This is a genomic window from Pantoea sp. RSPAM1, assembly GCF_038816185.1.
Lineage (GTDB): Bacteria > Pseudomonadota > Gammaproteobacteria > Enterobacterales > Enterobacteriaceae > Pantoea > Pantoea ananatis.
The window spans coordinates 13199-25878 of sequence record NZ_CP046136.1; the positions used below are offsets into that span (position 1 = coordinate 13199).

The window sequence follows — 12680 nt, forward strand, 5'->3', positions numbered from 1 at the left end:
CCTTCGAAGTCAGTATACGGTTTGTTGCTTTGGTTGCAATAGGCGACTGCAATAGCACCACCCAACATTCAGTGTCAAGGTATAAAACAGTAAGTTACACATGGGCGAGGATATTAAAAATCATAATTCATTTAGACGGTTAGCTTTATCAGAAGCAAAAAATCATAAAGTAATTGCAAAACTGTTACAGGCTATGGAATGCTTCAATTTCATGAGGTAGACGGGATTCTCAGCCCATATATCGGCGTCAGGGTTACCTTCATTTTAAATAGTCCGCAAGCATCTGCGTTAGCCTTCAATCAAAACGCGATGTGGCCAGCCGAAGACCAGCGGAATCATGGACATCAGTGTTATGAAAGGGGTATTACTCAGCCTTGCTGTTAGTCTTGCTATTGCGGTTCAGACAGCAGGTACGAGCGGGAATGGATGGCAGTTGCATGTGTTGATAAATGCGCCGGTTACCGTCATCAGCAGTAAGTGAGCAAAGCCGCCTCAGGGCGGCTTTTTTCATTCATCAGGTCTCTTATTTCAGGCTGAGCCCTGGCACTTTCACCGGAAGTCCAGCCCCGTAATCCAGAGAAAACCCGCCGTCACGAATGGTTACTGTTGAACGGATTCCCTTTCAGCCTGAGATACTCTTCACCAAACTCATGCGCTGCGTAATCATTAAGGTGGCCAACGTCTCGATAAATGGGCGAGCCATTGACCTCTGTCACGCAGTGATGATTTTCGCACTGCGCATCTTTGATATCTATGACAATCATCGTAGGGTAGTCTTTCTTTAGTGCCTCAAACTCATCGTCAAACCATGAACGCGGCGGGCTGGTCACTTCAGGCCTGTTGCAGGAACCGTTCAGGAAGCTTTCACGCCGCATAAGCCTGTCTTTAATGCAACCTTCATATCCTTCTGGCCTCACGAAAATCTCTTTCATAATGACAGGTCTGGCACCCGCTTTAACGATAATGTTAAACGCATCACGCAGGGCTTTATCGATCCTTGCCTTTGCCAGGTCAGTGCTCCGTGCATCGCCCGGATGATTCAGTATTTTATCACTGACATACATTGGCCATAATTCACCGATGATGACATAGTTATATTTACCTGCCTCAATATCCCGGTAATAGCCTTCCGTATTGACATGACACTGATCATAAGTCGTGTTTCGGGTCTTAAACCACCAGTCAAACTGGTAGAGTCCTGGCAGCGTCAGACAGGTTGCTGTGCTCCGGGACGTTATGGCCAGCCCGGCATTTTTAGCGAGAACGTCGAGGAACATCCAGTAGTGGTTTGCATTGGAATCTCCGATGAAAAAGGCTTTTTCTTTCGCATCCGGAGCACCAAAAGTACAGTACGAATCAGGGTATTTTCCATCTGCTTCATCTGTCAGGCAGTCGGAGCGGTGGCCAGAAAGTTTCTTGTACTCGAGTTGCAGCTCTGTGGCGTGCGCAAATGCACTGCCGAACCGCCACGGAAAGAACTCGTCTTTTCTGGCCGCTGCATACAATCCCAGGCCGAGCAGCAGAGGAAGCAGGACGAGCCAGCCGAAGGTGGCCCGGAGCGGCCGCGGATTTTTTCGAAGCGGCATCTCAATGATGCGGTATGAAATGCACGCCAGTAGCAGGGACACACCCAGTACGCCGCATACCAGCATCTTGTTACTGAAGAGTTTCATGTAATGCAGTACTGCCAGTCCCGGCCAGTGCCACAGGTAGAAGGAATAGGAACGTTTACCCAGCCCCACCATTGGCGCCGAGGACAGCAATCGTGATGCCGGCGTCAGAGAGTTTTCACCGGAGACTATTAACCCGCCGGTCGCCAGTGCAGTCAGCAGTGTGAATGCATTAGGATACGCCGGAAGCACATCATTCCTGAAGGCCAGGGCGATGAGTATGGCCAGAGATAATACCGCCGTTACCGCTGCCAGAATTCCCCTGATTTTTACCCTGCCAAAGGCGAGGCAACTGCCCAGCTGCAGTTCAAAACACCGCGACAGAAAATCATAATAGTGATCGCTGTGGGATGTTGCTGAAACATACAGTGCCAGTCCCGTAAGCACAGCGGTAGCAGCACAGTTGAGATAAAAAGCCCCGTTTTTACCTGTATATTTCAGCGCCAGCATCAGCAGAACCGGAAAACATAAGTACCATTGCCACTCGACAGAAAGCGACCAGGTATGAAGCAGAATCAGGTAGTTGGCATCTTCTGAGGCATAGGCTGTGGTGACGTCTGAGAAATACCGGTTTGAAGAGAAGTAGAGAAGGTTTTTAACGCTGTGCAGAAACGTGTTGTAGTCATCTGGAAGGTAAAAAATGCTGCCCAGAATCACGGAAAATAACACTACAGTCAAAAGTGATGGCTGTAGTCGCCACAGACGTCGATTATAAAATGAAGTTAAGCTAAATTTACTGTCAGATGTTCCGTCCAGAATGATTCGGGTAATTAAATAGCCTGAGATCACAAAGAAAATATCAACGCCTATAAACCCTGACGCGATAACACTGAAGCCTGCATGAAAAAGTATTACCAGACTGACGGCAACTGCACGCAGGCCGTCAATATCACTGCGGTACTTCATTTTTACCTCTGAGGAAGGAAGTTTAATTTTGATGGGGTGTTTGCGCCATTTTACTACGCCCAGAGATCATTGAAATTAAATATTTTCAGTCAGTTGGCTGGATGTCTCAGTTGCTCAGTTGTTGATGACGATTTTATTGTTACTTTATCTTTCAGCATAAAAAAAGCGGTCTAAGGACCGCGAATAATGAGGCTGAATCTATCAGGACTGGCCCGTTTTAATAAGCCTGTCCTACAGACAGGCCATAAAAGAGTTCACGGAATATTGTGGCTGTCAGTGCCTGTATATTCCTGCCTGTTCTGAGACGTGATCAACCCTTTAATGAAATTCAGCACGAGGTACATCAGGCAGCCTGCAATAATTGAATTCAGCGCCGGCACGCCGTACGTCACGTAATAACCCGCTGCCGTGCCCACCAGGCTGGCGATGATGGCATTCCAGCCGAAGTTTTTCGTCTGCGCTTCGTCCGGTAACGCGCACCTGCGCCGGCTCTCGTCCAGTACCTTCCTGTCGCTTTTCAGAATGAAATAGTCAACCATCATGACGCCGATGACCGGCGGGAACAGTACACCCAGCAGGTTAAGAAAGTCGACGAACCGGTCAAGGATGCCCATCACCGACATCGTGGTACCGGCTATGCCGATGAAAAGCGTAATAACCACGTACGGGATTTTCTTACCCGTAAACGCTTCAATCGCGTTGGCCACGCCAAGCGAGGACGAATACAGGTTGATGTCGTTGATCCTCATATGTTGATCTCGCTGCTTCGGGCGTTACCTGGAAAGAGCGGATGAATAAACCTGTTATCCCGATGGAAATAGAACTGCAGCAGCCAGAGGCGCTGCGGGAGTATTTCCGTGAGCGCCTCGCCTTTTACCGGCAGGTTGCGCAGACACTGCCAAAGGGCACCGATCCGGTTTACCAGAAAGAGGACAAGCCTGAAGGAAACTGATGTCAGGGTGTGCGCTCCTGACTGTCAGGTTGCCAGTCGTCACGCTCAGCGGTATCTTCACATCTTCGTCAGGAAGATAACCCGGGCTGAGTGTGAGGGCGCAGGCGTTGGACACCACTGAAGAACTCAATGGCACCTATTTCTACGCGGGCAGACCAAACCTGAACGCAGGTGAGCTCTTTTTCATGATTTTCTGCGAGGAAGTCGCCGCACAGCTGGGCGTTGATGACTTCGGCGCGATCGTGGCCATCCTTTCCGGACGAAATGTCCTGACTACCCGGGCCAAACCGCGCGATGCGGAAAAGGGCACATCCTACGCTTCACGCGCTGCGCGAAGAGTATTCCGGACCGCCAAGTTTCCCTTCAGCATTCAGCTTCCTACGATCGTAGGAGGATATCCCCCCTCGACGGCGCGTATACGATGGACGCACAAGCTCAGCACTTTTATAGGGCGTGCTGTCCCTGTCGTGGGCTGGGTTATTCTGGCCAGAGATGTTGCCGATATCAGCTTTCACACGGTCAACCGGTATAACACCATCGCCCGCGGGGAGGATAAGTTATGGTAGATGATATCCAGGCGCGCGTGATGGCGCTCATTGAGCCATGGAACGGCCGTTCCCTGCTGACGTTTCGGAAAAAAACGCTCACGCCAGAAACGTCGCTCAACCTTGACATGAAGCTGGACCCGGAAGATGCGGCCGAATGCCTTCAGAACGTCTTCGAAACGTTTGGAATGGATTCCGATCAGGTGATGTTCAGCCGCTATTATCCCAGAAACCCGCGCGAGGCCATCCCTCTGACAATCGAAATGCTCATTGAATCCGTTCGCGTAGGTCACTGGCGCTACGAATAAGCGCGACCGTTCGGGTACCGTCCCATGGGGGCAGCTTTTACCTCTGCTCACGTTCGTCGTAGCAGGTTCCGTCAATGGTTTCAAATCATGTGGAACTGACGGCTCTTTACCATCTGTTCGAGTGCGTTAAGATCGAATTGCTTGTTACTGTGAATGTTCTGGTACACCTCAAGCATGACGGCGTACTTATCTGTCAGATCCTCGTCACTAAGCAGACCGTAATTGCCGATGCGGTGGTCACCTTGCCCGTTATCAATCCAGTTAAGCAGCGACCACATCTCAATCTGTAGCGCATAGTATTCTGTGTCAGGATACCCCTTAAAAGTAAACGGCAGCCCGTTGTCTTTTGCATAACCCTCAATGCGGGCCAGCACTTCGCGGGTCTTCTGGTCATCCCATTCGTTCACTTTTTTCTCGGCCGCGGTGAGTACCATGCTGATATTCGAGAACATGTCACGAAGCGCTATCACGCTGTCCAGGGTATTACAGATCACCGAACTGGACTGCGGATTCATCAGGGATACAATCGTGTCCTGGCCCAGGTTAGGGTTAATGGCTTTTAGGTGCACGGCATCGAGCTCAAAGAACCATGTCATGCGCTGCAGATAAACCTGGCGCACCAGAGCTTCAGTCGTGACGGTACTGGGGAATCGGTTGTTATAGCCATAATTGGGGTTAATAGTATTGACCGAACGTCCGTCTTTTAAACACTCCATACGCAGCAACACGCAGAGCTGGAAAAAGATGTTCAGGCGATCCGCCAGAGAAAACATACCTTCATCTTTCGGGCCACGTCCATAGTGGCGTTCGATTCCCTGCTCAATGTAAGCACGGCCGAGATCTGAACGACTGAGTTTAAACGGCGTGTTAACTGACGCGATGATTTCATCCATACTGTCGAGTGTCTGCTGTTTCACTCGCATTTCAAGCCGTTGATCTTTTATTTCCAATGTGACCTCTCGAAGTATACTTGTGGTTTGATGTGGTTTTTTGTAGTTAAAGTAACAACACTTTCGTACATTGGAGTACACTGCGCAATTAATTTCGTGTTTTATATCCTTGTTGTCTTCCGGCACCGAAAATTAGAACAGCCGGAACCAAAGTAACGCGGCTGCACGAAAAATGTTTATCCAGCGTTACCGACATATATGACATGCCTGCACATAATGACCACAACAGGACATTTATGAGGGAAAAATATGAAATATATGCGTACCCGTACGGCCGCTGATGTTCTCAATACTCTGAAAGCCTACCGTGATGACCTTCATGAAAAAATGCTGCGAAAGCCGCACTGGCCTTTGCTGGACAGGCTGATTTTGCGTGAAACGGAAATGGCTCCCGTATGGAAAAATATTGCCCGGTATGAGCTCAGCTGGCAGCAGTGTCACACCCTGCTTGAACAGATTTTTTTCGCAGGGGCCTATGGGACAGAGGAGCGGCACAAACGGCTGAAAGAGGATCACGCCAGGCTTACTGAGCTGAACAGGGGGATAATGACTGAGGCTGCAAAGCTTGCTGCAATGCTGACAGAGCAGCAGGACATACTGGAGCGAAACGCTTTTTTGCTGGAACGTACCACGCACATCGTCGATATGATCGACAAGGCATCCGCATCGGACGGTCATTACTGCTCATTTTTGCGCAAGCCGCTTGAAGCTTTGCACAGCCGCTATGACGGAAAATACTGGCCATCCCTGCCGCAGATACTTCAGGTAGCTGCACGTGAAACGACAGAGGCGGAGTTTATGTATCAGAGCGAACAGGCGATAGTCGACGGCAGAGGTGGGGCCGTGCCGGACTATCTTCGCGAGCTGTTTGAATGCATCGAAACGGCGAGGACCAGCCAATGGGGGCTACCGGCAGGATTCACCCTCTCTGACGCCAGTCTGGCAGCGCTGGTCACGGTATCGCTGGATACCGACGATATCGGTACTGAAAGGGTAAAAATGCTGCGCCACAGGATGCATAAAAAGGGACTTACGGGGGCATGGGCGACACCACGCAAGGCCTCCCGACAGGGCGCTGCCGCTGGCGGGAAGGAAAGTAATAGTAACATCAGGTAACTAAAAGGCTTTCAGGAGCTCATAAATAAGAGGTTGCGGTACCTGGAGCAGGCCAGCCTCTGCAAACGTTGCGGCCGTCATTTTGAAGAAGTCGGGCTCTTTATCCCTTAATTTTCGGATGGCGTTACCATCAATTTGAAGCAGCTGACGAACGAAACCGGCCGCGTTATCATAGGCTGGAACATTGCCATAATTCTGCCCGTGTGGATGGCCACAGAGTCGCACGATGATCTCCATCGAGTAGAGCTTGGCCAGCCCTTCCTCTATTACCGGTGCATTTTTTCCTCCCGACGGGGAGAGTAGGTGCACGCACTCGTGTGACAGCTGGTACATCGCTTCCTTATAGTCTCTGAAAGCTCTAGGACACAACCTGATGGCAATGTGTTTGGGTGGAGGACTATCATTCCCCCTGGGTACCAGATATCCGGACCATGCTCATAAAACTCAATGCCTAGCAGCGTCCAGGATTTATCACGTGGGCCATAGCGATCTTCCAGCTCCGTGAGCATTTCTCCCGTGCGCGTGGTGAGCGTCCAGGAAAGGCCCCGGGAGGCGTTGTGCCGTTAAACAGGTAGTCCGGAATGCCGTATGTGTTATTCATTATTCATTTCTCCTGTTAATTGAGCCCGGACATTTCGTGTATTAATTCCTGAAGGTAATTGTATACCGTTAAGGAAAAGCTCTCCGCCACCTTATCGGGTGAGGTGGGATTGTGTTCTTCCTCATACCCACTGGAGTACATGTAAAACTCACTGAATCCTGAAAGGAAACGGAATCCCGCCTCATATTTCCCTGTCAGGGAATTCCGGACCGGTTTCCCGTATACGGGGCCCGGCAGAAACACCCTTCCCTCGAGTTCCGGGAAAATCAGGCCAGCTTCCTCAAGGGCATTTTCATGCGCCAGTGTTTTTGCCTGCATCCGTACGATCCAGGCGCCGGACTGGTATTCATCCGGTTGTATGACCGATATCGTGATATTTTCATCGCGAAATACAAATTCACGGGCTGGCTCAGGGCGGGCCATTAACCCGCTATCACGCAGTATCGACTGCAGCAGCGTTAACTCTGTTTCGTACGCCGCCAGGGACATGCCGAACGTATTCACCACTTTTGTTGATACAGGAAGTACGGCCGGCAAATCTGACAGGGCAAAGTCGCATCCGGCCAGGTGATAGTTAATGCGGGGCAGCATCCGCCGGGCCGGAGCGGTTAAGACGCTGTCCTCCGGAAGAGACTCCAGCCGCCAGCCATTCTGGAGGATCCCTGCAGACAGGCGGGTGAGTTCCAGTTTGGCAGTCGCGATTTCAGCGAAGTCTGCAGCGTCTGAATCGAGTAAGTCACGGATTTTATGCAGCAGGTTGAGGGCATCGCTGAACTGTGTGGCAATGACAAGCGTCAGGTCACCCGCGCTAAAATGCCTCGTCTCGGTGAAGAAAGGTAGCCGGCGATGCTGGGCAAGATACTCATAGAAATGGGTAATACCCTGTGTGGTGTTCAGACCATGCTCTCGAAGGACCCTATCCCCCGTATCTTTAAGAATGCTATCCATCTTTATGTTTATAGCAGCCATCTTTTTTACTCCCTGATTATTTATAAGGTACAAATTAAACAAAAATATTAATGTAGTCAATTTACTACATGTTTAATTTTCGGTATTTTTTACGACACATCTGTTTTCTTTCGGTTTTACTCGAAGATCCGAAAAAAGGCGGAACCGGATCTTCAGTACCCGGTACCGAAAATTTTGCTGAAACAGAAAAAGAACGTGTCCTATACTACTGTTGCATATGGTTTTTACCGGTTATCGCAGCTGCTCAGTGGGAAGGATGGTGACAGGTTTTTTCGTCGCTCTTCACGATTTCTGGTCGCGGTGTGGTTCCGGTAAATGCAATATATGCAGTAAATCGGATCTGATGAAACCGCTCTTCCGGTAATTGCTTGAGTGACATTTAGCAGGCTTGTAGTTGACTCACGTCACATGATGTGAGGGTGAATGCTACAGGTGTGATTGTCAGGTTCAATACAAACACGGACGTGAATACTGATAAGGAAATTATATGAATAGTAATAATACCGCGTGGAAATGCAGCATTTGCGAAGACGGGTGCGGAGAAACAACTAATCGCTTCGGCTCCCTTCTTTGTATCTATGAGTGCCTTACCCACGTACCCGGTTCGGGTACGAAAATGTGGTTCAAAGAGCACTCATCCGGTCGCCATGAACTTATTTCCGTCGGCGGTAAAGTCATCGCCATCTGGAGTCCAGAAAAAGGACACTGGCGGGAGCGGACCGATAAGGATTACGTCGAGGACTGGGAGGAATACGGGAATGAAACTGGTGACGTGTTCATCTGTGATCAAGCTGATGCTTTCAATCTCTCGGTTAGCGTTAGGTGAGCCCGTTCCCCGAATACCGCGTAGAGCGAATCTTGAATATGTTAAGGAGCGAAAATTTGGCGGATATACTTGCTACGGCTGAGGGACTAAATACTGCTGCCGGTATTTCAGTATGGATACCGGTCATTACGGCTCTGGCAGGTATTGGCGGTGCACTGAGCAGCCAGTGGCTATCCCACCATTTTGCCACTGGCCGGGAACGGCGGGCTTCGGAGGAAAAGCTGGCCAGAGAGCGCCACTTCATCGCCACCGAGCTGGTTTTTCTGCTGGAGCGATATTCCGTGGCCTGGATGTCACTGGGCAGTCTTCGCGTACATGAATTATCTGAAATGGACAGAATACCTTCTCTGGATTTATCCCAGGTTAAAGGAGACTGGCGGTCCCTGTCTTCACATTTGATTTTCAGGATACGTGTATTTGAAACAAACATGGCCGTGCTCTCTTCACGCATACAGGCAGGAAAATTTAATGATTATCTGCCGGTGTCCCAGCCCCTTACGTATGACTGCCTCAAGACCGGCATACACGCTTTCATTCTGGCAGCTAAGATTCGCAGAGAAGCAGGGCTGCCGGATTCTGTCCATTTGTTAAGTGAACAGGGAATTCTGGACACTTTAAGAGGCTTGCGCAAAGAGTACTGGAAAAGAATTGTTCTGGAACGTAGGCACAGGAAAGAGATTATGCAGAACTTTCCACAGGTTCCAGATGGCTTAAAGGGAGGGATACAATCATGACTGGTCTCGTTTCATACAGCCACGCCACGCTGCCTGCGCATCTGCCTGTGGCTATCGATTATCCCGCGGCTCTGGCCCTGCGTCAGATGGCCGCCCTTATCGAAGACCTGCCGAAATACCTGCTGGCGCCGGAGGTCAGCGCCCTGCTGCATTACGTTCCAGACCTGCACCGTAAGATGCTGCTGACCACGATGTGGAACACCGGCGCGCGCATTAACGAGGCGCTGGCCCTGACCCGGTCCGACTTCACCCTGACGCCGCCCCATCCCTTCGTTCAACTGGCCACGCTGAAGCAGCGGGGTGAAAAGGCCGCCCGCGGCCCCGGCCGCACGCCGTCCGGCGTAGTGCCGAACCGGCTGGTTCCGCTGTCCGACCCGCTGTATCTCGCCCAGCTGGAGATGATGGTCGCCACGCTGCGCATACCGGTTGAGCGTCGCAGTCCTGACACCGGCCGGACGGAAAAGGTGCGGCTGTGGACCGTCACCGACCGAACGGTACGGACCTGGATTAATGAAGCGGTGGCGGCTGCAGCGGCCGACGGAGTCACCTTCTCGGTACCCGTAACGCCGCACACCTTCCGGCACAGCTACGCCATGCACATGCTTTACGCGGGGATCCCGCTGAAGGCACTGCAGAGCCTGATGGGTCACAAGAGCCTGAAGTCAACTGAGGTGTACACGAAGGTGTTTGCGCTGGACGTGGCGGCACGGCACCGTGTGCAGTTTTCAATGCCGAGCAATGAGGCTGTGGCGATGTTAAAAGGTGGCGATAACCGATAGAAGCCGATATTATTTGAGGAATATCTCACCAGTAACACGTCATTGGATTATTTATCTTTCTGAAAAATATTTCAGGAAAAAGTTGAATAATCATTTTTCACTGTACGCGATTTGTTTTACTGTTTATGTATAAGAATTGGTTTTAAGGTTAATTACGCTATTTTTATATCAAACCCGTAAAATCTTAATTGGAGGCTATATGGCTTTGACTGGCAGAGAAGACAGTGTGAAAAGGGAATTTGACATAATTTTTGGGGACGTGTGCAAAGCGCTCGGGAAAGTTGACATGACTGCCCCACTAAACGGAGCAGACAGATACTTTAATGCTGATACCATGTTTTCTAATTATGACAATTTTTTTCTGGTTGAGTTTAAGTCACATTATGACAGTGTTAAAAGGGAAAACCATAAAGAATCAGCCTGCGACTTGTGTTGCGGCCTTGATAAAGATAAACACATGATACCCCCACATGATCTCTGTCACTTCATTGCTTACGGTACTGAAGAAAATGGAAAAATGGTGGTAGAGTGGGATATCTACAAAAACAGGGTATGTAATTCTCAAACATTACCTAAATGTGCCGGCGCAGCCAGTATAAACGGTGCTCCTGTTAACGGTGTAGCCAGTGACCTGGTTGAAGATGTGCTTGCTTCAATAAAAGGTTTAGGTCCAAATGATTTTAAAAACTATTTGGACTGGCTTTTAGGCGACAGGGGCCTCAGCAAGAAAAGAAAGCCTGCTGTAAAGAAAAACGGGGATTTTAAAGCGAAAATTTATGCAAGCTCTAGCAATTATGTGATACAAAGCCCCTTCTTTGAATCACTCAATGACATAATCAGATGGGCTTCAAGCATTCCTGTTAAAAAGGATGATTACAAACCGAGGAATCGAAGACCCTGAACCTCTAAATTATATAAACCCCAGTGAAAGGCCTTCGGTGCAGATTACATATGCTGCTGATGATATAAACCTGCGCTGAATGTTTTTTAATGGCTGACTATAAAGACAATGGCTGACGTCAATGAAAATCTATCACTACACTGACCTGAATGGATTCAAGGGTATTATTGAAAACCATTCTCTGTGGGCAACTAATCTGTTTTTTCTGAATGACGAAGTGGAAGTGCGCCACGGAATTACGGCTTTCACAAGTGCATTAAACTATTTACAGGATGATTTAGACCAATACCTTATTGATGCACTCCATCAGTCTATGGATGAGTTCAGCAAGCTTTCTGAAAAAAATAGCTATAATATTTCATTCTGTCAGAATCCTGACCTCCTGAGCCAGTGGCGGGGCTACGCTTCAACGCAGGGGGTTTGTTTAGAATTTGACAGCAAAGAACTTGAAGATTCACTTGATTTTGACGGCGCAACATTCATTTCTAATAATGTGTTTTATACAAAACCCGATTCCACGCTGGAAGCCAAAGATGAAATCTTAAGATTTCTAAAAAATATAGACAGAAGAAAATATAAACCAAACCTTTTTCTTGACTGGGTTGTGGCTTCATCTCTTTTAAAATCCCTTATTCCTTTTTTTAAACATATCTCTTTCAAAGAAGAAAGCGAATATCGTATAGTTGTGCAGCCTGAATTTGAAAACACAAAAGTAAAATTCCGACTAAATAACCACGGACTTATTCCCTACCTTGACATAAAGGCAAAAGAAAATAACGCCCACTGTGGGCGCTTACCATTAAAAAGCGTCAAAATTGGGCCGTGTAAAAACAGAGACTTCGTGGCTGAGGGTATTAAATCCTTTCTTTTGTGCCATGGATATAAAGACACTAAATGTTCTTTTACCGACGCGACTTTCCGGGTTTAAATTCCTCGGTGAACGCTAAATAAGGTCAATGCGTTTAATGAATGGAACGGGAAAATATACCGAAACGTCAGGGAATAATTTATACCTAAAAAAAGAGCATAGATAAGCCGCCACGTGGCGGCTTGAGCGGCTATTACCAGCTCTTTGCAGGACTCTTTGTAAAAGATCCTCCGAGGACTGTGGCATCAATGGCGTTGCGACAGTCTTCAGTACCGCGCGGATCGGAGGCTTTTTTGCATTCCTCTACTTTAGCATTGCGCTCTTTACCATGCGCTTTATACCACTCAAGGCTATGAGCGCCGGCATCGCACCCAGTAAGCAGTAAAGTACTCAGCAAACTCAGTGAAATCAGTCCCGTTTTCATAAAGATTCCTTTTTTGTGAATGAAGATCGGCAGCAATTATAGCCTGACTGGTTGTACGTTTGCTCGCTCAGGCAGTCATGGTGATCTGCGAAAACATACTCTGCTTTGCAAATTTTAATAAGGTTTGCATT

At 48.8% G+C, this 12680-nt stretch carries 14 protein-coding genes and 1 pseudogene; 9 read left to right on the forward strand and 6 right to left on the reverse strand.

The features are described from left to right. Positions 1-590: 590 nt before the first annotated feature. Positions 591-2576 carry an acyltransferase family protein gene (locus GKC68_RS00075; protein WP_342656115.1) on the reverse strand — a complete coding sequence of 662 codons (1986 nt, stop codon included), beginning with the start codon at positions 2574-2576 and terminating at the stop codon, positions 591-593. A gap of 254 nt (positions 2577-2830) precedes the next feature. Beyond that, positions 2831-3325 carry a cytosine permease gene (locus GKC68_RS00080; RefSeq protein WP_342656116.1) on the reverse strand — a complete coding sequence of 165 codons (495 nt, stop codon included), beginning with the start codon at positions 3323-3325 and terminating at the stop codon, positions 2831-2833. A gap of 2 nt (positions 3326-3327) precedes the next feature. Here GKC68_RS00080 and GKC68_RS00085 point away from each other — a divergent pair. From GKC68_RS00085 to GKC68_RS00095, 3 genes and pseudogenes are all read left to right on the forward strand, one after another. Next, positions 3328-3528, forward strand: a pseudogene (locus GKC68_RS00085) (DNA polymerase III subunit theta); the annotation flags it as partial. 107 nt (positions 3529-3635) lie between these two features. Then, a complete protein-coding gene (locus GKC68_RS00090; protein ID WP_342656117.1) occupies positions 3636-4094 on the forward strand; it encodes an STM2901 family protein in 459 nt (152 codons plus the stop codon). Continuing rightward, positions 4088-4381, forward strand: a complete 294-nt coding sequence (locus GKC68_RS00095) for a DUF1493 family protein (RefSeq protein WP_342656118.1) — start codon at positions 4088-4090, stop codon at positions 4379-4381. Before GKC68_RS00090 ends, GKC68_RS00095 begins: the two co-directional genes overlap by 7 nt. A gap of 80 nt (positions 4382-4461) precedes the next feature. Here GKC68_RS00095 and GKC68_RS00100 read toward each other — a convergent pair whose 3' ends face one another. Next, positions 4462-5304: a hypothetical protein gene (locus GKC68_RS00100; RefSeq protein ID WP_342656141.1), complete on the reverse strand. Its 843-nt coding sequence runs from the start codon at positions 5302-5304 to the stop codon at positions 4462-4464. 276 nt (positions 5305-5580) lie between these two features. Here GKC68_RS00100 and GKC68_RS00105 point away from each other — a divergent pair, with 276 nt between their 5' ends. After that, positions 5581-6447, forward strand: coding sequence for a hypothetical protein (locus tag GKC68_RS00105; protein ID WP_342656119.1), 867 nt, complete (start codon positions 5581-5583; stop codon positions 6445-6447). On the opposite strand, the gene GKC68_RS00110 is transcribed toward GKC68_RS00105, so the two are convergent. Continuing rightward, entirely contained in the window at positions 6448-6780 is a 333-nt protein-coding gene (locus tag GKC68_RS00110) for a hypothetical protein (RefSeq protein ID WP_342656120.1), read from the reverse strand. 283 nt (positions 6781-7063) lie between these two features. Further along, positions 7064-8017 carry a hypothetical protein gene (locus GKC68_RS00115; protein WP_342656121.1) on the reverse strand — a complete coding sequence of 318 codons (954 nt, stop codon included), beginning with the start codon at positions 8015-8017 and terminating at the stop codon, positions 7064-7066. Between the two features lie 487 nt (positions 8018-8504). Between GKC68_RS00115 and GKC68_RS00120 the strand changes: the two genes are divergently transcribed. The 5 genes from GKC68_RS00120 (at position 8505) to GKC68_RS00140 (ending at position 12185) form a co-directional block, all read left to right on the forward strand. Then, on the forward strand, positions 8505-8843 hold the full coding sequence (locus tag GKC68_RS00120) for a hypothetical protein (protein WP_342656122.1): 339 nt from the start codon (positions 8505-8507) through the stop codon (positions 8841-8843). Between the two features lie 56 nt (positions 8844-8899). Continuing rightward, positions 8900-9577 (forward strand): hypothetical protein, encoded by a 678-nt coding sequence (locus GKC68_RS00125; RefSeq protein ID WP_342656123.1) that lies wholly within the window; start codon positions 8900-8902, stop codon positions 9575-9577. Beyond that, on the forward strand, positions 9574-10356 hold the full coding sequence (locus GKC68_RS00130; RefSeq protein WP_342656124.1) for a site-specific integrase: 783 nt from the start codon (positions 9574-9576) through the stop codon (positions 10354-10356). The genes GKC68_RS00125 and GKC68_RS00130 overlap by 4 nt, the downstream gene beginning before the upstream one ends. A 199-nt stretch (positions 10357-10555) precedes the next feature. Beyond that, positions 10556-11257 (forward strand): hypothetical protein, encoded by a 702-nt coding sequence (locus GKC68_RS00135; protein WP_342656125.1) that lies wholly within the window; start codon positions 10556-10558, stop codon positions 11255-11257. Positions 11258-11378: 121 nt separating this feature from the next. After that, the gene (locus GKC68_RS00140) at positions 11379-12185 is read left to right on the forward strand and encodes a DUF2971 domain-containing protein (RefSeq protein WP_342656126.1); all 807 of its coding nucleotides are present in this window, start codon (positions 11379-11381) and stop codon (positions 12183-12185) included. 133 nt (positions 12186-12318) lie between these two features. Here the strand turns inward: GKC68_RS00140 and GKC68_RS00145 are convergent, their stop codons facing one another. Next, on the reverse strand, positions 12319-12549 hold the full coding sequence (locus tag GKC68_RS00145; RefSeq protein WP_342656127.1) for an EexN family lipoprotein: 231 nt from the start codon (positions 12547-12549) through the stop codon (positions 12319-12321). Between the last annotated feature and the right edge of the window lie 131 nt (positions 12550-12680).